This is a genomic window from Rhodococcus sp. IEGM 1306 (assembly GCF_036541985.1).
GTDB lineage: Bacteria > Actinomycetota > Actinomycetes > Mycobacteriales > Mycobacteriaceae > Rhodococcus_F > Rhodococcus_F qingshengii.
This window is the reverse complement of the sequence record NZ_JAZHFF010000012.1, coordinates 142,083-165,496: the sequence shown is the minus strand read 5'-3', so window position 1 is coordinate 165,496 and position 23,414 is coordinate 142,083. Positions and strand designations below refer to the sequence as shown.

Sequence of the window (23,414 nt, the reverse complement as noted above, 5' to 3'; positions counted from 1 at the left end):
CAGGCCGCGCTCGACCGATTCGCAGAGTTCAGTGACAAATGGGAGAAACGCTATCCCGCGATCATCAGGCTCTGGACCAATGCCTGGGCTGAGTTCGTGCCGTTCCTACAATTCGACAACGCCATCCGGCAGGTCATCTACACGACCAACGCCATCGAAAGTGTCAACGCCCGAATCCGCAGGGCTATCAAGGCCCGTGGACACTTTCCGACCGAGGCCGCGGCCTTGAAATGCGTGTATCTGGCCATCATGAGCCTCGACCCGAAAGGCACCGCCCGCCAACGCTGGTCCAACCGATGGAAGGCAGCACTGAATGCCTTCGAGATAACGTTCGACGGACGGCTGTCTGCCGGACGAAAGTAGTTAGAAATCAATCAATTACACCGTTTTCTGGACAGACCCGGTCCTCGAGAAGTTCTGGGTTCGGCACTGCGTCGCCCCATCGAGTGCGGTACTCCGCCATAGTGAGGTTGAGATGTGCGATGTGCGTGGTGAGTGAGTGCAGTTCCGCGGCAACGATATAGTTGTCATTTTGGGTGCCGACCAATGTCGCGGAGGCTGCTTGGTGGTCGGTCCAGGCCTGTGTGTAGGCATGTTCGTATCGACCTAGATGCGCGGTGAGTTGGCTCAGTTGAGTCAGCCACTGGCGGTGCTGGGCACGGGCGGTCTTACCGAGGCGTTGCCACCACTGCCCGCGCCGTTCGGCATGGCGGCGCAACTCTTCCTCGAAGTGTTGACGGCCGTTGAGTTCACGGCGAAGAATTTCGGCGCATTCCTGTTCGGCGGCAGCCGCCGTAGCGAGACGAGTGTTTTCGATGTCGAGCCGGCGAACAGTATTTGGGAGCTGTTTTTCCAACGTGATGAGGTCATTCCACGTCGAGTAGGCCCGGTCACGTTCATGCATGGCTTTAGTGACATTGTCGTGAACCTTCTTGAACGCGTTGGTCGCATCAAGCCATGGCCGCTCGGGTCCGCGAATCTCGAGCTCTTTCAACATGGACTGAAGTCCGAGTCGCGTGTGATCGTCGGCGGATTTTATCTTTTTGTCGAACCAGAGTGTGTCGACGAAGCGAGTACGGTTCGACTTCTTTCCGAGTCGCGCAGCCAACAGCGCCCACGCAGTCTGGGGTTCTGCTTGCGGACCTGGCGCGTTGTCGACGTTCAGTAAGTCGGTTGCGATCTCTGCGAAGTAGTCAGCATCGTCAGTGCATGCAGCGAGCTTTCCGACCAAAGGTATTTCGTTGCTGATATTCTCGACGGCACCGTTGTTCGAGGAAGCGACGACGATCTCGAATCCGTGAAATGCACTGTTCCATCGTTGGACAGTTCGCGGGTAGTCGCCGGAGTTCCAGCGATGTGGCGAGTTCGAGACAAAGGCGTCGCGGGGGTGGATGAGGGCTGCGATTCGTTGCGCGCGCTCAACAACGATTCCAGCGACCAGATCCTTGAGGAGAGTTGTTTTGCCTGTTCCAGGCGGGCCGTTCACCGCGAATATCCCCGCAGAGCTGTTTAATTCGCCCATAATCGCATTCACTGCAAACTGCTGACTCAGCGCGAGTGGTTGGTCCAACGGACTAGGCCACCGACCTGGCGGGGTTGCGGCGGGTCTGCAACCGTTGAGCGTTGCGCTGACGTTCGTACGAAGGTCGACTCGTTGCGTGTGGTTGATCGCAGCGTCCTCGGTGAGATACTGCGTGAGACCTTGGCCAGTGTTGCCAGTATTCATGTGCTCGACAACATGTGCGAGGTCGTTGGCGATAAAGCTGTTCAGGAAGTCGCCTTGTCCTTCGTCAGCGGGCGTTGCAACTTCACGTGATGCAATTCGGATTGTGTTGACGTTGATGCCGAGGCTTTCGGCTCCGAGTAACGCTGCACAACGCACTCTCAGCACTTCAAGGGTGTCGTGGTCGAAAGGTAGTTGATCGTCGACGAATTCCGTGTGGCTGAGAACATCAGCGACGGCGAGATTGAACTTTTCTGCCATTTGGTCGAATCCATCGAGCCAACCGCGGCATTTCGGGCCCGGGTTGAATGCGCGGCCGGCAGCCCATGCAAGACTGGACATCACACCGGATTCTGTTACATAGCAACCTTGTTCATCCACGACTATTGCGGCGAGTGCACACTCGCCACTCGGTCGCGGATCGAAATTCTCGGCACCAGGGTCGAGGATCCCGTCCAATGACTTCCAAACATCGTCGATCCGATATATGCCGAGGTAGATCGTGTGTCGGCGAGTGAAACCTTTTCGTGTTGGGGGTGCGTGCAGTCGATGGCCGCATTCCCACGGCAGGGGGCGGTCGTCTCGGATGAGTTCTACCGGAAAATTGGGTTCGGTGGGATCTGGTTTGGGTACCGATTGAGGACTGAATAACTCGACAGCTCTCCAGAATCGCACGACGTCAATCGCCCTATAGTCATCTCGAATCATCCCCAGCCCCCGAAATCTTGTCCTGTATCCGCGGGTGCAACCTACGCGTCGGTCGAGTACACCCCCGGGGCAACCGTACCCGCCGCAAATTTGATTGGACGCGACAGCTGGTCGTCGAATGCGCTATCAGTGCGCGATGTGCAGATCCTGGCACGCCTCGCCGACATATGGACTGCCGTTCGCCGGCGTGGTGCCAGGGATCGAGTCCGTTGCCTCGGATAACGTCAACATCACTGCGTGTGGCCAACACGTGGGGGAGAGGACGCTTAGTTGACTGACATTGTGAGTATTGCGCACGGTGCTGAGGATTTTGATACGCGGCTTCGGCGAGAAGCAATGCAGTTCCTCACAGTACGAACCAACGACGGACTCGACTCGATTAGCAAGCAGGAACTGCTGGACTTCACCATCGACGGTGAGATGTTCAGATTAATGGATCCTCAGCGAGGTATCCGCAAGCCACGTCAGCTCTCGTCAGCTCTTTCGATCAGTACAGTTTATCGCCGCCAAGGTGCCGATCGGCCGTATGAGGATGCAGTCGGAGCCGATGGCTTTCTCCGCTACAAGTGGAGTGGTGTGGATCCGGATCACCAGGACAATCGTGGGCTGCGCGCGGCGATGGAGCAGAAGGTGCCGTTGATCTGGTTCTTCGGTGTCGGGCCGGGCCAGTTTCAGCCGATATTTCCCGTGTACCTCGTTGATGAGGAGGTAGGTCTCCATCAGTTTGTTGTCGCTACCGAATTTGCTCGTGATCTCCATGTGACGGATTCTCCGATCGAGTCCCACTTGCGACGCCACTTGATTTCCGAAACGAAGAGACGTCTGCACCAGCCGGTATTTCGGGCGACGGTGATGCGAGCCTACGAAACTCGATGTGCTGTTTGCGCTTTGGGGCACAGTTCGTTGCTCGATGCAGCGCATATCGTCCCTGACTCAGATGAGGCCGGCGTTGCCTCGGTTCGAAATGGATTGGCAATGTGCAAGATTCACCATGCGGCCTTCGACGTGCACATTCTTGGAATCAGTCCCGATCTTGTAGTTGAGATCAGGCAGGATCTTCTCGAAGAGATCGATGGTCCGATGCTCGAACATGGACTCAAGGAACGGCACCGTCAGAAACTGATGGTGATACCAGCCCTACGAGCTGAGCGGCCTGATCCGGAGCTGCTCGCGTTGAGCTACAAGAAGTTTCAGTCGGCTGGCTAACAGTGGTCCTCGTGTAACAGCAGGACCTGGCGAGACGATTTGTAGTTTGTCAAACCGGTTTAGGGTCCGCGGAAGGATCAGTTCCATGGAAGCACGCGCATCAAGGACGTTCGTTGTGCTCTGGGACGGGAGCGATGGGGGCTACGACCCCGACGAGTTCGCCGAACACGTTCGGCTTACTGCCCAAGGATATACGGCGCCGATACGGTGGAGTTTCGGTCAGGGTCACGGCGATCCGGAGCCTGGTGATCAAATCTTCCTTCACAAGACCGGTATTTAGAAATGGGATAATCGCCAGTGGCCAGATACTTTCCAGTGGTGTGGAATTCCACCCGCATTGGTCAGAACCCGGAAAAATGGCACCCTACATCACCGCGGAATGGGAGGTGTTGATCGATCCGTCTGATCGACTTCCGTACGACCAGATGAAAAGCACCCTTACTGATTTCAAGTTCCCGGTTCAGAGTTCGGGACGGAAAGTCTACAGCCCATCGGACCAGATGCTTGATTCGATGTGGAAGGACCATGTTGGGAAGCTGGCCCTGCGCGACGGAAATCCCTGGCTGGGTGGAAGTGTCACTCGTGCGGGTGGGCGACATTCCGGTCCATGTGCACTCGAAAGGCATAGGGTTGGGTCATACGACCTCACAGGCTTTGCGTCGACGACGGCGGTGAAGGTCGAGTCGGAACTGGTCAGCAGGTTTGCGGACTATCTAACTGCTCTGAACCACAAAGTGCAAGGCTACCGAATTCTGCCAGAGGGCACTACCCGTCCACTCTTCGTAGATATTCACGACGTCTCGAATAATCACTTGTACGAGGCGAAAGCGTCAGCGTCGCGCGAGGCGGTACGAATGGCGTTGGGGCAGTTACTTGATTATCGGAGAGGCTTTGACCTTCGTCCTGAAGTGTCGGTTCTGCTTCCTGAGCGACCTGTCGAAGATTTGTTGAAACTACTGGCGGAGAACGATGTTGGATGCACCTACGAGAAATCGGTTGGGGTATTTGAGACTGCCTAGCTCAAGGTGAGCGGACGAATTTTCGTGTCGTTTGTAGAGTGGTTGCTAGGCCGCGAGTCGATTGGATTGACGCACGAGCTTCGGTTACACGTCGTCGAGTGCCACATTGATTTGCGGTTCGGGCTGTAGCGCGATCCCGGAATAGCCCGACATTCGGCTACTTAGGATCTGAAGTTCTGCAAGGAGATACGGATACAACTCTCGGATCGCCCGAATGCAAGACTCCAGTCGCTCGTCGTCTGTCGCGCGACGACACAGAGTCGTCTACCTCAACGGTATCTGAATTGGGGGCGCCGAGCTAACCGGTAGGAGCAAGAACGCCGTCGTTAACAAGCCCGAACCAGGATGGTCGCCATTCGGGATCAACCGGGTCGTGATGCTCGAAGAGTAGCTTGCTCGGATCAACATGCCGCAGAGTGAGGTCTGACAAATTCGGGGCGTCACCGTCAATGGGCGTCGTGCCGTCGACGCCGATCTCACCCAGCCATAGCAGAGCACCTGACGAGGTAAACCCCGATAGATGTCTCTGCACACGGGACAGCGATAGCTGTCCCAACTCGATTCGGGATGTTCCCTGTTGTCGCAGGGGCCGGGCCGGGGCAGTTTAGCCGTGACGTCAGCTCGTCGAGGGTACTGTCCGTACCTGGCGTCGTGTCCCTTCCACCTGTTCGGATTGCGACTGTACAGATGGGCTACGACATGGAAGTGGTGCCGAGAAGTTCCGAACGCTTGCCGCTCCACGTCACGACAAGTTCATCTCGAGCTCGACTGGCGGCGACATAGAGAAGGGACCGCTCACGCAGGAGTGCTTCTGCTTGTTCTTCCTCCGGCACGGTCCGGAGCGTTGCTGCCGAAGGAACATGAGTGTCGTCGATACCGGCGAGCAGAACACGCGAGAATTCCATGCCCTTGGACCGGTGCATAGTCAGAACCTGAACATGGCCGATCGTGGCTGGGTTGTCTTCGAGAGCTCGGGCATCAACGCCACGCTCGCCGAGTGCGCGAACAAACTGAGTCCTGTCAGTTTTGCCTCGGGTGAGGATCGCGATCGTCGATGGATCGACATCGTCGTCGAGCCAGCTTCGCACCTTCTCGGCAACCTTGTCGAGTTCATCAGGTACAGAGTCGCATTCGAGTAGTTCAGGGTTGGGGCCGAGACGTGCGGATCGGTAGTCCTCGGTGGATTCGTTGCCCTGTTCCAAGTCTTTGTAGTCGGCACCGGACAGGATACTCACGGCGAAGTGCAGGTTCTGTGCAGTGGTCCGGTAGTTCAAGGTTAGTCTGCGTGATCGGCCGATGATCTTGATTCCGAAGCGAGACAACACGACTGGTTGCCCGTAGATCCTCTGATGTGAGTCTTCGGCGATGAACAGGTCGTTGGGACCTTCTTCGACAAGCGCACGCAACACTGCCCAGTGAGTTGCATGGAGGTCCTGGGCTTCGTCGACGATGACATGGTCTGCCAGATATCCCTTACCTTGTTCACCTCGCGATCGGAGATGCTCGGCGGCTAGCGCCAGGATTTCGGGGAAACTGAGGCTGCCATCCATTCGGCTGTAACGGCGGTATGCCTCTACCAACTTCCACACTGCAATTCGCTGTGGCCTGCTCAGGCGTACACCTCGTCCCGGCCGGGCAACTTTTGCATACTGTTCGAGGGTTGTCACGCGGTTGGCGAGAACCACTGCCACATACTCATTTTCGAGGAATGTTGGCGTTGCGAGCTTGGGATCGAGTCCACTCGCGACCGATTGCACCACCTCGCGCCATGCCTTATCGGAATTGGTTCGGTTGTTGGTGACCTCGACGCTGCGAGAACCGAGAACAGACTCGCAGGCATCCGAGATAGCACCTGACTGGCTCAATACGGCATTGCCCAGCTTGTCGATGCCCGCGACATACACGCCGGGGTCACCCGGCTTTTTGGCGATTACTACATCGGGATCGAGCGCACGCAGGTCTGCTTCGAGTCCCATCGCAAGAGTCTTGTTGTAGGTAGTCAGGATGATTTGTGCGTCCGGATTGCGCTTGGAGAGGTGACGCGCGCGATGGATCGCGACCACGGTCTTGCCGGTACCCGCTCCGCCAGAGAGCCGGAAGGCGCCGTTGTGGTCCTTTTCTGCGTACGTGCGCTGTTCCGGATGCAGGAAGGTTCGCCATGCGGCGAAGTCGCCACCTTCGATGACGCGTCGCAATTCCTCGTTGTCGTCGATGAAGGTGAACTGCATCTTCGACGCAGGGTGTTCCAGCGCCACCAGAATTTGCTCGTCTTCATCGAGCGTGCGATCGATGGGAGTTTCAGTGAATCCGTGCTTTTCCCGGATGGTATCGATGCTGGTGCCCACAGCAAGCTCGAGAAGGGCACTGCCTTGCCAACCGATCACGTCGGCAGCGATGGCCGTAATGGCATGGTCGTCTGCGGCCGTGAGTGCAAGGGTGGCAAGTTCGGGGTCGAGGCCGAGCTTCTCGGTCAAATCGTCGAACGTGAATCCAAGGGCAAGGAGGAATGGCTTCACTTCCTCGGCGACGAGTTTCCCGATATGCCCGCTGGGATCATGGACCACGGACCGCTTCTTGCGGTCGGCGTTGCCGTCGAGTTCACCGATGATGCCCTCGAGTGCGCCGTTGATCGGGTTGACGCGCAGTGTCGACCGTTCAGCAAGTGAGTTGGCCTCGTCGTGTGGCCAGGTGCCCATGTAGATGTAGGTGGTGTCGCCGAGCTTGCTGTCGACGCGGAACATGATGGCGCGGAATTGCAGATCGACGCGGCCGGTCCGAACTCGGGAGTCGACGGCGCCCTTGATCGGTTCGATGTGGAGGCCCGGGGTCGTGTCGTCGGCTCGGACCTTCTCGAAGAAGTCGTACACCTTGTGTTTGATCGACCCGTCGAGCTTGGGCATCGCCTTGGTGTTGGTCGCCAATACCAGATTTGCCACTTACAGCACCCCGTTCGTCTTCAATGCGTTCACAATTTGTGTTGCGTCCGGTGGGCACATGGTCCACCCCTGTTGGTTCATCGTATTGGCAGCCTCGGAATCCGGGTCGAGAACTACGCCGACTCGGGCGGCGCTCCAAGCAAGGTCGAGGACCTCGCCATCGTCGGTCTCGAATCCGAGGACAGGCACTGGCAGCTCGATTCCGGTCGCCGCCAATGCCAGAACGAGTGTTTTTTCCGCGTCAGAAATGGTCTCGTCGAACAACGACTGCCATTGCGGCGTCAGTTGCGCACTGGTTGCGGATGGTGCGGCTGTGGGTGCTGAGGTATCAGCGGTGAGCAAGCTGTGGGTCGTGACGCGGTGGTGGGAACTGATGCCCAACCAATTGGACAGTCGGACCCATTCTTTCCAGGCCCTCCCGTCAAGAATCTCGAGCATCTCGTCTCGGTCGTCCACTGCGAGAACTGCGTTGCTGGTGCGAGTTCCTGGTCGCATTGCCGCAACGACGGTCAGCGAACCGTCGGTGAAGGACCAGCACATGTCGGTTCCCGGTGACGAGAACGGTTGCTGACCGTTCAGCTCAGCCAAGGCGTTCTCGGCTACGGATTCGGCATCTGCTTTGGCACGATTGTTGTTGCGCACGAACATGAGCGGAAGCGAACGACTCATCGATTCCCATGCGTCGACATCCGGGTCGGTGATGAACGCCAGTAATTGCGTCACGGGGTCAGCTGTCAGCAACTTGAGGAGTGCGGGGCGTAAGTTACCCGCTTTCATGGTGTTTGACGCGGCACCTTCCGTGTACCAGGACGGCGTCACTGTCTCGTTGTTCTTGAAACGTTGCAGATCCTCGTGACCGAAAGACCATACGAGATGGCCGGTGGCTCGCAGAGTGGCGCGTTTGGTGGCGTCGTCGGCAACTCGATTGCAGCCAGGCATAGCGTGGAACCTGCGGCCGTCCACAAAGAGTGCAATTCGAGGGATCTCGGAATCGTTTGTGCTGAGCTCGAAATCAGGTTTGGATGTTGCCATCAATACCTGCGGGGTCAGCTTCCACGTACGGATCTTCGTTCCTGGCATGATGATGGTTGCAGAAGGACCGTACGTCCCGGGCTTTTCCCGGACGCTGGCACCCATCGCTCGGAGGCGTTCGACGAAAGCGACGTAGAACTCTTTCTCCAGGTGTGATTCCTCGCTGCCAACTCGTTCAGCCGGTGCCTCTTCGGTAACAGCCGCCAACCATGGCTCAAGGTGGGTACAGATCCGTCTGAAGTGCCCAGGAGTAGGTCGAGCACCTTGGCTGCTGTCTTGCGGGACACCTTGTCCAACTCATGTGGGGGAGCAAACGGCAGCAAGCACATGTGACATGCGAGACGATCTTCTGCGGCGCAGCTGCATTCATGCACCAGCTTCCTAGCTGCCGCCAATACTGCCCAGACCTTTGCAGGGTCGGCAAACTCAGCGAGATACCCGGTGCCACCAGGAACAGTGTCGTGAATAAGCAGCGCGCGTTGATCAGGAGCATGTAGGGCGTCGGTGATGGTGGCGACGTCGAGGTGTTCGGGTGAGCCGCCGATCACCTGCCGCAGGCCCAACAGGATTGCTGCGCTCAGGCTCGGATGCGCAAACGAGTCGTATTCGAGCGAAGCGGGTAGGTGCAGGAGCACTCCCTGGGTTCGCAAAGTCCGTGCCAGCGCGATTTCACGGACGCTCTCGAGAGTGGAGTTGCGGTGACGGCACCAGCTGCGATGCTCATATCTGTTGTTGCGGCCGGCAGTGCGGTCGAGCTGACCGCACGAGGAACACACTCGGAACAGCCCAGTGGCAGTTTCCTGTCCTGCGATTGTCCGCTTACTTCCCTGAGATGTGCGTCGGCCCATGTTAATCCAGCGAATATCCATGCGGCGCAGATATTCCGCGCCGAAATCGCGACCTTCAACAAACCAGGACCGACCGACGTTGACGGGATCGATGTCCGCAGCGGTGACTACAGTGAACGATTCCTTGTGCCGCTCATCGCGACCATCGTTGATGGATGCCTCGTCGCGACGGATTTCAGCAGATACCCGTGCCATCTCCACGACCTGAAGCTGCTGGCTGACGTCGGTGATGGCGCTGTTCTGGCATCGTGGGCACGCAGTCAGGGTCGGTGCTTCTTCGCCTGCATGGGTGATCCCGGCCCAGCCGCACTGTGGGCACAGTCGCCAGGTATGGATGTTGGACTCGCCGGCGCCGAGGTCGACGGCGTCGATCTTCGCGGCGAGACCTTGTGCGTAGAACGTGGAGCCGGGAGCCAGCTCAGTGAGTGCAACTCGGGAGCCGCGCTGATAGCTGGTGGCATCGCCCATGTATTTGTTGGTTTCAGGGTCGATCCAAGTGATACCTACGTCGAGCACTACGGAGTCATCGAGCAACGTGTAGTTGGGTAGAACGCCGTAGCGTTCGAGTGCGCTGATCCAATACACCGAATTGAGCTCGACCAGTTGCTTGCCCAGAAGTTTGATTGATCCGTAGGCAGTTCGTAAGTCTCGCTGGTCATCGTCGGTTGATGCAGGTGCGGCCGCCCGACGCTCGAACTCGGGTAGTTCCTCCTCGATGGTGGCGCGGCGGGTTGTCAGTTCCACCAGATCGCGATTCCAGCGATGAACGGCTTCCCTCAGGTCGGCCACCAATTTGCTGGGATTACCGTCGCCGGGTGTAGTCGCCCACTGGCGCAGTGCATTTACGGTGACGTCGTCGAGTTCATCGTCGAACTGCGTGAGAAATCCGTCGAGAAGAACTTCTGACTGCACATCGGCGGAATCGAGAAGTGTTGCCATCCAACTTCCCTCGTCGAAACTGCCGAGGGCGGCGCGTGCGTCTCGCGGTGCGATGGTGTTGGGATCGCGTGCCAGACGATCAACAATGTGGGCGACATACTGGCGTTGCAGGATCTCTTCGGCGGTGAGGAACGTGGCAGGTGGTCGCACGTCGCCCTGGATGACCGAAGTGGGATCGAACAGTTTGGGAAGGTGTTCACCGCGACCTCTGACAAACGCGAGAACCAGGGAGTTTCCGGTCAGGCGCCCCGCTCGGCCGACACGCTGAAGGTACGAAGTGACTGTACGGGGCAGCGATCCGAGCATGACTGTGGAGAGGTCGCCGATGTCGATACCCATTTCCAGAGTCGGTGTCGCGACCAGGACGTTTGGTGCTTGAGGGTCAGCGCCGCCGCGCTTGAACGCGGTCTCGTAGCTCAGACGGGTTTCGGTAGGGAGCAGTGAGGTGTGCTCGCGAGCAACGACGCGCTTCATCTCGGAAGAGTCGTAGAGCTTGCGGTAGAAGTTCTGCAGCTTCTTTGCTCGTCCGAGCGTTCCGGGGCAGCGGACCAAAAGGCACGGCGCACCGTCGAGCTGGTCGATGACAGTCAAGCTGCCAGGCGTGGGAGTTTGGCAAACCCCACACACCAGCAGATGCTTCTCACTCTCGAGATCATCAAGGCTGGGAGCGCTCACCTGCACTGTGGCAGGGGGCAAACCGTAGGCAGTAAGACCAGTCTCGGTGAGGACAGCGGCGAGTACGCGCTGTTTGGCGAGTACCGAGAACAGTGACTTGGCGAGGAAGCCGCCGTCGACGGGGGAGACGTTGAGGCATTGCGACGCCCACCGTGCGTACCAGGAGGATGGCGCGGTGATCGCATCGAATCCTTCGGGGACAGTGCGTGATCCGACGGCCGGAAATGCAGGTGCGGGCCGGCCTTTTGGGAAAGCCGGCATACCGCCCCCCTTGGGGCGAGCTCCCCACACCCAGCGGCGGTTGGCGTCTTTCTCGACGTAGGTGCGCAGCCACGGATGGTGGATGGCGCCTCGGGTTCGGACGCGCTCGACGGTTCCGCGAACCCAGCGGATGATTGCGGCGGAATCCGGTGCGGTGATGGTCATCTGATGTTCGGTGGCATTCAGTGCTGCAGCGCCGAGTCTGGCGGGACGCTCGACTGATCCTAGATTGACCTCAGCAACGGCGCTGCCGGTTAGCTCGAGGGTTCGACCCAGTCTGGACTGGAGACCGAATTCCAGGTCGATGTCGAACAGTAGGCGCGTGAGCACCTTTTCGGTGGCCTTCTTGCGCGCCTGCGTGGACGAATCGGCCTTCCAGAACGGAGTGAAGTCATCATGATCGACGATGTCGGGTGCCAACAGGTGGTAACGACGAATCGGATCTTCACCTGCTCGGGCGACGACTGCCCGGCAAAGCTCGTCCAGAGCGAGGACGCCGGAACCCGAGCTGTCGGGTTCGTTCAAGGCGCTACGCAGGGTGGAACGGAGGCTCAGCGTGTGGGAGCGAGCCTGGACGAATCCGGCGCGGTGCGCGGCATCCTGCACGCTGTCGGTGAACATGAGTGCCTTCTTTTCATCAGCACTGAGGTTCTTGTCTCCGAACATGTTTGACAGTGTCACCGAGAGTTGGGTAGCTATTGCGCTACCGAGGAATCGAATGCCGTCGGCGGTGCCGCAGGCCGGGCACATGTCCTTCTTCGAGTTCTCTTCGACATCATCGCCGGTGAGTACGAGGACAGGAAGAATCTTTCCTTCGAGTTGTTCAGTCCCGTCAGGATCGGGTGCTACATCAGTGATTTCTCGGTCATCAATGCGGAACCAGCGCAATCCTTCGACCGCCTGGTCCATGGTGGTGGGGTCGAGTAACGCCTCAGCTGGGGCAGAGATCAGGGCGCGGAAGCGCGAGCCACCCGACGCGTGGTCTGCACGAATCGACTCGTCAGTAACATCGAGGGTAGTGCCGGTAGGAGCCAGCCGGGCGCCCCAGCCGGAGCGGCCGCAATGCCGGCAATAGACGGCAGGTAGGTGCATGCCGTCGGCGTCCTCGTGGGCGCCGTCATCGGACCAGCGGTACGACGTCGCGGCAGCGACAGCTCGATCGATTCGCGAAAGTTCCCGAATCCACAGGTGCACATCAACATTCAATCCCGCGCGACCAACCTCTGCTCGCAAGTGAGATAGTGCTGCGAACAAGTAGTCGAGAAACTTTTGCTGATCTGAGTGGGTGTGTCGTGTATCGCCGGCGAGTGCAGCAGTGGGGAACAGTTTTTCGGCGAGGTCAGCAAGGGAGATGGCGTTGACGGCGTGGTCGAGGAGTGAGATCACCAGCGGGTGAGCTTTGAGGAGGTTCAGTTGTTCGATGTCGGTGAGGGCACGGATATCTGCTGCGCCGAGGCGGCGATCGATATCGAGATCATCAGCGCGCTCAAACATTTCGGCCAGAACGGCCGCGGTGATGCCTGCATTACCAGCTGAAGAATCGGCGGCGTCGAAGATACTCTTGACGGCGTCGGTGAGAGCAGGGGCAATTGGTCGGTACAGGCGGTCCAGCGAGGCGTCTCGCTCAGCGAGCCATTCAGCAGCCGTGAGGCGAGTTTCACCGATAACGGCGTCGGCATCGAATCTTTCGCCGAAGACTGTACGTGCGAAGTCGAGCATCGCCGTAGGTTCGGCTTTGGACCCGAGGGTTGCCGAGGTGGCAACGGGTGTGATTCGGCCGAGCGGTCGAGCGCGGTCGTCTTCGGTGACGGGTGAGAAGTCCGTCCAGTGCGCTTTGACTGTGAGCCCGAGACGGCGCAAAAGCATCGCGACGTCAGTCCCCTGAGCGCCGTCATAGGTGTGGAACTCGTCGAGGACGACGTACTGCAGAGACTCTGCGGACAGTCGCCAGATAGTAGCGCGGTCGGGGTGCAGGAGCAGGTGGTCGAGCATCTTGTAATTGGTGAGCAAGATGTCTGGGGGAGAGTCGTGCATCAGTCGACGGTCGGTGATGAGGCCGTCTTCGGAGACTTTGGTGCGTCCGCCAGCGGATTGTTCGCCCGTGTAGAGGCCGGCGGAAATTCCTGACAGCTCAGGATGATTGGTGATGAGCCCTGCGAGACGCTCTGCCTGGTCGTTGGCCAGAGCGTTCATCGGGTAGAGGATGAGCGCCTTCATTCCGGTGATGCCGGACCGTTTGGCGCGCAAAACATGATCGAGGATCGGGTGGAGGAATGCTTCGGTCTTACCGGAGCCGGTGCCCGTCGTGACGAGGGTCGGCTGCGGGCGGGTCTGGAACTTGGAGGAGAGCCGCTCGAATGCGCTGGTCTGGTGTCCGTACGGGGTGAAGTCGTCTGGGCGCCAGTCGAGGTGCATGCCCCAGTTTCCTCGGGCTGGTGCGAAGGGGAGTCGCAGCCGCACATAAGGTCCCTTGAACATTCCCGACGCGGGGTCACCCACGAAGTCGCTCAATGACCCTTGAGCGTCGGGGTCAGTGAGCGCGAATGTGGTTGCGAGGTAGTCGGTGAGGCCCTCGCGCAGGTGCTTGGCTTGGAGGGTGGGAAGTAGGGCTCCCATGGTCGACTTCTCCTCGGTTCGTTCGGGCGGTGAAAGCAGGGCAGACGGTTCAGAGGGCTTTGTGGCCGAGAGCAATCAGGTGATCTGGATTCCAAACGACACCGGCAAGCTGCCGATACAGCTCCCCACGTTCGATGACCGCTTCGGCGTTGAAACTCTCGTACGGCTTGAACGGCAGGCCAGTTCGCTTGACGAAGGCAACGAATCCTGGATTGTTCTCGTAGCATTTGGAATTGAGTGATCGAGCGAGAAGGTTCTGGGCGTAGTAGTGCGGCAGCTTCTCTTCGTACGTTTTGTCACCAAAACTTGCGTTGAACTTCTTATTCAGCAGCAGCAAGTCACCAACTAGGTTTCTGTGATCCGCGAAATCGCTTGGGTGAGCGAACTCGTCTGTATGGCGCTCGGCGTGGTTCGCCCAGATGTGTTCGATCTCGTATTTGACGCGTGCGCCGCCAGTCATCTCCAGGTATGTCGGGCCATTGCCGGACTCGACTTCGAGGTAGTCGGTGAGTCGTGCAAGCACACGGTGAAGGGGCTTGCGATTTTGCTGGTTCAAGCGTAGACGATCCATGCTGTCGAATCGTTCGTCGAGTTCATCGAGCTGTTTGAACAGTTCCTGGCTCAGTTCAGCGATGTCGAGACCTCGAATATTCTTGGTGGCTACAAAGACTCGGTATTGCAAGGTTGAGTGATCAATCGCTTTGTGGTTCCAGATTCGACGAGCCAGGAGGATATCTGCGAATCTGGAGACGATTTCGATCTTTCTCGAGACCACAGCGTCACTGTCGGTCGGGACCAGCGGTGCGAGCAGCATCGGCACCTGCAAGGTAAATCGATGATCCGCGTTGTATCGGACGTGCTCATAGCCGGGAACGAGGCTATCGCTCTTGATGGACGACATGATCGTTCGGTAGGTGCGACTGTAAAACTCGAAGTCGCGCATGATGAATTGCTCGAAGTCATCCGACCGGGCGAGTCCGATACGATCGGTGTTTGCACGTAACCATCGATGGAACTCGGTGCCAATGCGGTCGTAGTCGAGCGGCTCCGCATCTTTGCGCCGCTCGCGGATTGTGTCGGCGTACTGGCTGCGCAGCCACGACTTGAAGAAGTCAGTGTCGGTGTCCTTGCCGATCGCCGCGAGCTCCTGTACCCGCGTCGTCCACAATGTCGTCGGGGTCTTCCGACTTGAAGCGTCGACGCTGGCTAGCAGGTAACCCTTGAGCATGTCGATCGGACGTAGTTGCAGGCCACGGTCGTTCATGGTCTCGAAGATCGTGTAGGCGTCGTCGTCGCTGAATGCGGTGATCTGAACAATCTGTACGCATTCGAGGAGCCAGTCGATGAAATAGGGCAACGCGTTGTCCTGGACCTCGTCAGGCAAAAGCTCTGCAATGTCCTCGAATCGGGCGTGGAGATTCTGAACGGATTCGCTGTCGTCATCAGACGGAGAGAATGGTTTACCTTCGAAAAGTGCTGTCATGCACGAAATCCTGTCTTCAACATCAAGATTGAATGACTTTTTTCCGTACTTCATAGACACGATGAGGTCGTCGATGTTAGGTTCCCGCGCATCACCTTGCAGGCGTCTCAGATACGTGAGAAGGAGTGTGAGAGTAGTCAACCGCTGCTGACCATCGATGATGAATTTCTGTGCACCTCGGTCGCTGATGACAATTGATCCGAGGAAGTAAAAGGGGTAGTGGGCGACCTGTTCCCGGGTGTGCGCCGGATCGTAAGCTTCCAGGAATTTCGAAGTGAGGTCGTCGATGAGCTCCTGGAGCTGCTTCTGTTCCCACTTGTAGTCGCGCTGGTAGTAGTCGATCGAGAACTTATTATCTTTCAGAATTGCGTTGAGAGACAACGCCTCTCCGTCGATTTTCTTCACTTGGCAAGTTCTCCTGGGTTCGACGCTTCGGAATCTTTCAGCAGTGCGATGAAGTGTGTATGAGCCAGTTCCATGTCTCGCTCGCGGTTGACGCCTGTGAACGGTTCCTGATATGTGACTCCGTCGACGGTGAGATCGGCGGGCTTGAGGGCGCCCTTCTTGCGGTACTCGGACGCGAGTTTTGTGGGGAGCTGGCGGCCGGTGACGTCGTAGAGAGCATCGCGCTCGTACTTCTGCAGCACTGGGAACTGAGTACGGTAGATCGTCAATAACTCCGCTGCCGTAATTCCCAGCATGACTGCGACGATTGCGTCAATTTCGATGAGGGCTTGGCGGCGGTCTGCGGCGCGTCGAAGGGGAGTGGCCCACTCCCATTCTGGTCGTATGGCACCTAGTGATTTGCGGCCTGAGTAATCGATGCAGATACCACGGACCCACGAATCCTGTTGCCAGGTTGGGCTGTACAGCTCCTCCCAGAACGGAGCGTACGGGCGGACAATGCAGTTCAGGCGAAGTGTTCGGTGAATGAGTTCGGGTTCAAGAGTATGCCCAATGGGTAGAGGGAGCTGCTTCCAGATCGAAGACTTGACGTGTGCACTTCCGATGACTTTGACCATGAAGTCGGCGATGATTGAATGGCTCACGCCTGCCATTACGGCTAGGGTCCGGTTTTGCATTGGTAGCGTGAATGAATTGACAGCGTGGACATGGGTTGGGCCTGCCGGAATTATTGCGGTCTGTAGTGTGCGAACGGTTGCTATGTCGCACATCTCACGCCAGGCAACGCGGAAGTAGGTCGACGACGGACGTTGATGCCATCTCGTGTACGCGGCCGTATATTCGGCGAATGGCTTTGCGACCTGGTAATTAGTACGGGGGATGAAAGATTCGGGAATAGTCTCAAGGTCGAGCGGAAGGTAGAGGTGACTACGCCCGATTTGGTTATCAGGCTGCTGATGCAGTGGTGTGGCGACTGTCAAATGCGGCCCTTGTAGGATCGCTTCCTCCCACCGCGACGGAATGGCCTGGTTGGATTCGAAGAAGCCCCGCTTCCGGTCGGTCGTCTCATTCCATCCTGTAGTCCACTCGAATCCGACGTCACCCAAGCGTGAAGCCACAGAAATTTTGCCGAGTACGTTGGCGCTAGCCAGGTTTACTGGATACAGCATGCGGGCTTCGTTGGGCGGGGTCCCGGGCTCGTCAATGATGGTAGCCCAAGTTTGGAGGTTGACATCGGTGATCTCCGTGACGCGATGGGCATGTGGTCGTAGGTCCCATACCCCATCTTCGTCGCGTACTCCAGGTTCCGGGCCGGAACTGTCATGGAGGAGTGAACGCTCAACTGTATCCGGGTGATATATCGATGAGGCTTGAAGGAACTGGATCTCGGAAGCCGACCCGTAGATATGTACCCCATACTCACGAGCGTGGCCGATCTCAAAAAGTCGGAGACCGTTTCGGAACTGCCAGTGTCGGCGTAGATGTTGGTAGCTCTCCCTGCGGAGGTTTTTTGCGCGCAGTTCGGAGAAATGGCTTTCTGGATGAATTAGGCCAACTATCCCGCTCGGTGCCATAACACGCCAGGTGTGTTCCATAAAGCAGCGGTATAGGTCTGTGCGGAGTCCGGTCAGCACCGGACGATCCACGCCGGACCCGAGATTCTCAATGACTCCGGTCTGCAGGGCTCGCTCGTCTAAGAGGGTGATAAGTGCACGCGACTGGGCAAGTGTCTCCTCGCGCTTACGGAGTTTGACAGATTCAGAAGGCTTTTCGGCGAGTTGCCACCACGGATCGAACTCAGCCAGTACGCCAGCTTCATCCCAATCTGGCCGCACCCACGGTGGATTACCAACCTGCAGGTCGAAGCCACCCTTCGCGAATACGGGTGCAAAGTCGAGTTCCCAATGAAAGAAGCCCTGAGTGTCGGCGATCTCAGCGGCAAGGGTCAGCCATGGGAACCCGTTGAGCGCATCATCGATTGACTGGGCCTGCGCGAAGGTTCGATCGGTGTCCTCGGCAACGTCGAGTTCCTGCCAGCTCATGTCGCCCGCGAGGCTGGTCTGGCCGTATTTTTCGAACTTCCCGACCTTGGGAGGCACGCCCAATACAGCTTCGAGTCCGCCAACCCACTGATCCCAGTCTGGCGGCTCAGTATCGGTAGTCAGCGGCCAAGACCAGATTGCGCACCACGCGTCCATGACTTGCCGTAGACGTTGGTAGGCGCCATTCGGATTGCTGAGAACATTTTCGATGTCTTCGCGCGTAACTGCTGGCGTGTGGTTGGCGGGTTCCAAACCCCAGAGGTTGATGTCGCGTCGGATCTCCGATTCGGCAATTGTCAAGCGCCGCAATGTGAATTCCCACAACGTCTCGACGCGCTTCGAGAGGGCGGCGAGCCGCTTGGTGATCTCTTTACTTGGCGACTTGCGAATCTCGTTGCGCCACAAACGTAGCTCTTCGCGCTTGTCCGGTGCGTAAGTCTTGGCCTCGGCGGTATCGATCACCGCGCCCCAACCGTCGGATGGCAACAAGAAGTGATGGATGCCTGCACCGATTTCCTCGCCGAGCGGTACGTCCTTGGCGGGAGTCTTCAACCATTGCTTCTTTGTCAGCAGAGTTGGTGCGTAGGCCGATCGCCGGGCTCCGATCAGGGAGTTGCCGCGGCGCAGGTGTAGCCCGAACCACGGGGCTTGCAACCCGGCCACCATGGTGTCGAGCCACAGAGAGATTTCCGCAAGCTCGACGGCAGTGGCGTTGAGGTCCACGCCGTAAACCTGGTGCAAAGCGATGTGCGCCTTCACCTTCTGCAATTCCATCGGATACTTATCAGCGTCGATCAGCTCGCCCAAGTCCTCCTGCTGGCGTTTGAGGTACTCGGCCGCAAGCTGGCGAACTGCCTCGATCGCGAATGCGCCTGAACCAAGGGCCGGCTCGCAGATGGTCAGCTCAAGGATCTGCTCCGGAGCGGTCCAGCTACCATCCTGATCGAGCAATTCCTCCAATGCTTGGGAGACGACAAACTTCGTCAATACTTCCGGTGTGTAGTACGAGGCTGATTGTTGGCGTTCACGACCCGCGAGTCGAAATACGAAGGTGTCCTTGCGGTGTAGAACTGGCTTTTCTTCGCCGGTGGTTTCGTCGATCACCCGGACGAAGTCGGATTCGGAAAGGTGATCGGAGCGGTCGACGGGAACAACCCACGAACCCTTCTCAGGGTCACCGTTCTTTGCGACCTCGTATAGATCTTCCTCAGCGAAGAAGCCGGTGTATGACATCAATCCCTCGTACACCGCGCCAAGTTGGTTGATGCCCAGCTCGGCGTAGCTGATGAAGCCGCGATCACTGCCCTTGCGGTTCTTGGATTCCTTGGACAGCAGCAGGTGCTCGAGTACCCGTTGGGTTACCTCATTGCCGAGGCCGACCTCGTCGATCAGCGATGTCGACTTGGGATCGAACAGGTCTGCACGGAGCGGGTTGAACAACAAGCCCGGCGCAGGATCATCGAGAATGTCTTCTCGCTCAACGGGAGTATGGCCTCGATCGACAAGTCGGAACAGCGTCGCCAGAGATTGGTACAGGTGTGTGCCTGTCCGCGCGTGAGCTGACACCAGCTCGGTGAGCGTCAGCTCACGCAACCGATCCAGGCCGTAACCTTCCTCGTATTCTGCTGCGCCAGTGGGCAGAACCCGCATCTCGGGCGATGCTTCTGCATAGAGAAGAAAGAGAATTCGGTACAGGAATCGCAACGAATGCTTCGCCAGGTCCTGGCCGTTGATGCTCTCTAGGCTCAGGGTTTTCTCTCTGCGTCGGCGCACTACCTCGTTGGCGATGATTTCGATGGAAAGCCTGATGCCTTCACGCAGATCCTTCGACACACCCACCGTGTGCTTGACCGAATCTTCCAGAACGCCAGTCCACCAGAGGTTTCCGTCAGCGTTGGGAACGAGCGCCTGCTTGCCAAAGATGGCTGCGACCCGGTCGATTTCACCGCCACGGGCTTCGTGGCGTCGTTCGGTGACAACCAGCAGATCGACGGCCATGTATCGACCCTCTGCCCAGCGCTCCGCCTCAGCGAGCAGCATCCACTGACCGGCCTGCACCACCACAAATGCAGGTGGGGTATCCGAACGGAATGCTGCGGAGATGGCCTTGGATGCCGATGCGATCGGCTTACCGTCTTCGGTAGCAGGGGTGAGCAGCAATCCGGTTGCCGGATCAAGTAGGTCTTCGATTGAATCCAGGGGAACAGCTTGTAGGAAGAGCGCACTCGCAATGCCGTCGAGTTGTGCATCGGGGATCTCAAGGTCTGATCCTGCGCGCTCGGCAGTGAAGTTCGTCAGGACAGCCGGGTAACCTAAGGCTGTGCGCACCACTGCATGTGCCTTCGGGGCTCCTTCCGGATTCTCGGCCAAACCTGCGAGAGCTACCTGGAGTTCAGCACAGGTGGCTAGCAGTTCGCTGCGGACTGTCGAGCGAGCTTCCTTTGCCTCGGCATCCCAGACCTTGCGTAGCTCCATCACTTTGCCGTGGAAAGACTCTTTCACCGAATCGGTGGTGAAGTAGTGCTCGCTAATCCAGTCTTCGCCGATGACGATGGAATCGAAAGAGGCCATGATTACAGGTCCTTACCGGGAACGATAACGAGCAGCGGGCGGACCAGTTGCTGGGTGGGCGCGAGAGATTCGGCGAGGCGTTGTTCCACTGCAATGCGGCGAGAGAGTTTGTCGACCTTCTTCTTCTGGCCCGGGAACAGCTCAAGCTGTTCTGCACCGGTGCGCCAGCGGTCGGCACGCTGACGCCAGCGCGTCAGCCGTTCGTTTGCGGCGTCCTCTTGAGCGGCTAGAACCATGGACATGGCCTTGCTGGCTTCTTCAACGGCGATAGGTATCAGCGCCTGGTACGTCTCAGGGTTCTCAATTGGCCCGGGATTGGCGGAGCCTGGTTTGAGTCCCGTCTCATCGGCGAGAAAGTCGAGGTCCTCCCGAGGTTCTACTAGGCAGAAGGAAGGGCGGTCCAGGTTCGGGAATTCGGCAGTGGAGAACACTCGTGAGATCAGCTGTCCTCGTCGATTCATCAAGGTGCCCATCAACAGCACTGTGGGAGAGTCGACGTCGCCGCGGATGACAAAGATCTGTCCTCGACCAAGTGCACTCAGAGCACGATCACTCGCCCAGTCGAGCACGGGGTGAAGGGGACCGAGGAAGTGTGCCTCAGGCCAGGTAGTGCCGGCCACGCCCTTGCCTTCCCTTGCAGCGCGGAGCTGCGCGTTGCCGACGGTGTGGGAGGTCGCGAGCGTCAGACGTTCGAGGACACGACCGTGCTGTAGGTAGTTCTGAGGCAACTGAATGAGCCGCTGGCGCAGATCTTTCGGTGGGGTTAGTTCCGCGATCGCATGATTGGCATGGATCTTCCAACCGACGCCACCGTCGTCCAATGAAGCATGCGGAACGTCGTGGAATGCAGCGCGGAGGGCTTCGTCGAGGAATGTGATGTCGTCGGTGTAGAGGCTTTGGCGCGGTGATTCGGGTAGTGCTGTGGGCTCGTCTTCTACCGCGTCGAATTGTGCGAAGAAGGCGTCGAGATCGTCGCCGTCTGCAACATCGTCGACTTCCCGGACTTGTTCGTCGAGTGTTGTGCGTCGTGCAAGAACGTCGCGGATCGCGGACTCTTCCTCTCCCACGCTGTGTTTGCCCATCAATGACGCAACGTCACCGAGGGTGGTGTGTGCTTGGTTTTCACGTTCGAGGAGGCGGGAGAGCACCCTCAGGTCGCCGGAGAAATTCGGATCGGACGGCTCAAGAATAAGCGAAGAAATGACGGGCGGGAACTTCTGCCCGTAACGGTCGATGCGGCCGTTACGCTGCTCGATCCGGATCAGCGACCACGGGATGTCGTAGTGAATCAGATGGTGGCACTGGGCATGAAGGTTCACGCCTTCCGATGCCACGTCGCCCGTGATGAGCACTCGGATCGGGGAGGTCTCCAGCTTGAAGCTGTCCACAATTTCCTGCTGCTCTACGTCGGAGAGCCCGCCGTGCAGCATGGCGATGTTTTCCGGCTTGAGTTTGAGTGCCTTGGGCAAATGTTCGCGCAACCAATGCAAGGTCGCGATGCGTTCGGCAAACACGACAGCTCGGGTGGACGATTTCGGTCCGATGCCGATCTCGGAAAGCCGTGTGACTAGCGCAGAGGACTTGCCGGCGGAGTCGTTCAAAGCGGAGTCGTTGAGGGCACCGAGAGTTTCGAGAGCATCCAATTCGATTCGCTGCTCGGGAACAAGTGGGTCAAGTTTGGAACGGCGCTGTTTGATTGACTCGGCCAGCGCAGCAGGGGAAGAGAGGAAGGCTTTTGCCAGCGTCCAGGGGAATAGTGCCTTGGTCTCGCCCGAGTATGGTGAGCGGCCTTCCTGAGGGTGCAGCCAAGTGTGTGAGAGTTCCCTCGCCACAGCATCTTCCGAAGGCGATGGTGCGATCAGTTTGTGGACGGGTTCGGCGCGCTCGGCCCAGTCGCTGCCCACCTCTGCCGCTACCTCCGGGTGGTGCCTGTGGCGTCGAATCAACAACGAGGCAACATCGTCCTTGGTGAACGTGCCATCCGCTTTGACCGCAGTGGGGTCAAGAAGGCGGAGCAGCTCCGCAAACGATTCTTCCTTGCCGTTGTGCGGTGTAGCGGAGGCGAGGATCAGTGCCTCGGTGTTGGGCGCGAGGACCCGAGCCAGCTCGTTGTTCTGCGTACCGACATTGGTGAGGTTGTGCGACTCATCGATAACCACGGCATCCCAATGCTGACGTTCGAGATGCGCCTTGTATCGGGGACTCTTGAGAGTGTCTATGGAGATGATTGCGCGCTTGAAATATGTGAACGGGTTACGGGTGGCCGGCAACTTCTGCCGAACCTTCTGGATACCAGCAGAGTCGAGGCGCACGAATGGCAACGCGAACCGGCACCACAGCTCATGCTGCATCTGCTCGAGCACATGCTTGGGCGTCACGACGAGGATGCGTTCGCCCCGGCCACGTCGAACCAGCTCCGAAAGGATCATGCCGATTTCGAGGGTCTTGCCCAGGCCCACCGCATCCGCAATGAGGATGCGCGGACGGATATGTTGCGGATCAAGGGCCTTTGCGACCGCAGCGCGCTGGTAGCCGAGCGAATCGGCCAGCATCTGCGTCGAGACCGTCAGAGTCTGGTCGCCGTAGGGGAATGGCGTTTTGCGGAGCAGTGCCTCGAGCCACAGCCGTGCATCCCGGTATCCCGAGGATCCGTCAGCAACAACCTCGGTCTTGGCTGGGTCCATAACCTCGATGTGGTCGAGACTTGAATAGAATGACGCAGTCGTGTCTGCCACCAGCTCCGATAGGCCACGGGCCCGGACGAGCCATCCGTCGGACCCCTGCTCGGCTGAGGTGACCAGCCATTCCTCGTCGCGAACGACAACTATCGAGCCAGGGGCGATGTTGAGGGCCTCACGAGATTCGGCGATGGTCATGCTGTGGTTACTCCTGAGGATTGACGGTCTGACGTATCAACTTAGCGTTCGGACGCGATTGAGTGTGTGACGCC

General features: G+C 58.4%; 10 protein-coding genes. 3 read left to right on the top strand and 7 right to left on the bottom strand.

The window, feature by feature from the left end:
* The coding region (locus V3587_RS26690) for a transposase (RefSeq protein WP_331703098.1) at nt 1–363 on the top strand (363 nt) is incomplete at its 5' end.
* A 7-nt stretch (nt 364–370) separates the two neighbouring features.
* Here V3587_RS26690 and V3587_RS26685 read toward each other — a convergent pair.
* Nucleotides 371–2,065: a hypothetical protein gene (locus V3587_RS26685; RefSeq protein WP_283377529.1), complete on the bottom strand. Its 1,695-nt coding sequence runs from the start codon at nt 2,063–2,065 to the stop codon at nt 371–373.
* Between the two features lie 636 nt (nt 2,066–2,701).
* Between V3587_RS26685 and V3587_RS26680 the strand changes: the two genes are divergently transcribed.
* On the top strand, nt 2,702–3,637 hold the full coding sequence (locus V3587_RS26680) for an HNH endonuclease (RefSeq protein ID WP_283377528.1): 936 nt from the start codon (nt 2,702–2,704) through the stop codon (nt 3,635–3,637).
* Nucleotides 3,638–3,882: 245 nt separating this feature from the next.
* Nucleotides 3,883–4,656: a hypothetical protein gene (locus tag V3587_RS26675; RefSeq protein ID WP_283377527.1), complete on the top strand. Its 774-nt coding sequence runs from the start codon at nt 3,883–3,885 to the stop codon at nt 4,654–4,656.
* Nucleotides 4,657–5,348: 692 nt separating this feature from the next.
* Here V3587_RS26675 and V3587_RS26670 read toward each other — a convergent pair.
* The 6 genes from V3587_RS26670 to V3587_RS26645 are packed head-to-tail and all read right to left on the bottom strand — an operon-like array spanning nt 5,349 to nt 23,340.
* Nucleotides 5,349–7,592 (bottom strand): 3'-5' exonuclease, encoded by a 2,244-nt coding sequence (locus tag V3587_RS26670; protein WP_161121789.1) that lies wholly within the window; start codon nt 7,590–7,592, stop codon nt 5,349–5,351.
* Entirely contained in the window at nt 7,593–8,672 is a 1,080-nt protein-coding gene (locus V3587_RS26665) for a hypothetical protein (RefSeq protein WP_317829770.1), read from the bottom strand.
* On the bottom strand, nt 8,639–13,963 hold the full coding sequence (locus V3587_RS26660; protein ID WP_317829771.1) for a DEAD/DEAH box helicase: 5,325 nt from the start codon (nt 13,961–13,963) through the stop codon (nt 8,639–8,641). The genes V3587_RS26665 and V3587_RS26660 overlap by 34 nt, the downstream gene beginning before the upstream one ends.
* A 49-nt stretch (nt 13,964–14,012) precedes the next feature.
* A complete protein-coding gene (locus V3587_RS26655) occupies nt 14,013–15,851 on the bottom strand; it encodes a DUF262 domain-containing protein (RefSeq protein WP_161121847.1) in 1,839 nt (612 codons plus the stop codon).
* Nucleotides 15,848–20,464 carry an Eco57I restriction-modification methylase domain-containing protein gene (locus V3587_RS26650; RefSeq protein ID WP_283377526.1) on the bottom strand — a complete coding sequence of 1,539 codons (4,617 nt, stop codon included), beginning with the start codon at nt 20,462–20,464 and terminating at the stop codon, nt 15,848–15,850. The genes V3587_RS26655 and V3587_RS26650 overlap by 4 nt, the downstream gene beginning before the upstream one ends.
* A 2-nt stretch (nt 20,465–20,466) precedes the next feature.
* A complete protein-coding gene (locus V3587_RS26645) occupies nt 20,467–23,340 on the bottom strand; it encodes a helicase-related protein (RefSeq protein WP_283377525.1) in 2,874 nt (957 codons plus the stop codon).
* Nucleotides 23,341–23,414 lie beyond the last annotated feature (74 nt).

What these genes read in the sequence shown, in the direction of transcription:
- V3587_RS26685 (WP_283377529.1), bottom strand. Translation starts at nt 2,065, where the DNA reads ATGTCCAGTCTTGCATGGGCTGCCGGCCGCGCATTCAACCCGGGCCCG.
- V3587_RS26665 (WP_317829770.1), bottom strand. Translation starts at nt 8,672, where the DNA reads ATGCCAGGAACGAAGATCCGTACGTGGAAGCTGACCCCGCAGGTATTG.
- V3587_RS26660 (WP_317829771.1), bottom strand. Translation starts at nt 13,963, where the DNA reads ATGGGAGCCCTACTTCCCACCCTCCAAGCCAAGCACCTGCGCGAGGGC.
- V3587_RS26650 (WP_283377526.1), bottom strand. Translation starts at nt 20,464, where the DNA reads ATGGCCTCTTTCGATTCCATCGTCATCGGCGAAGACTGGATTAGCGAG.
- V3587_RS26645 (WP_283377525.1), bottom strand. Translation starts at nt 23,340, where the DNA reads ATGACCATCGCCGAATCTCGTGAGGCCCTCAACATCGCCCCTGGCTCG.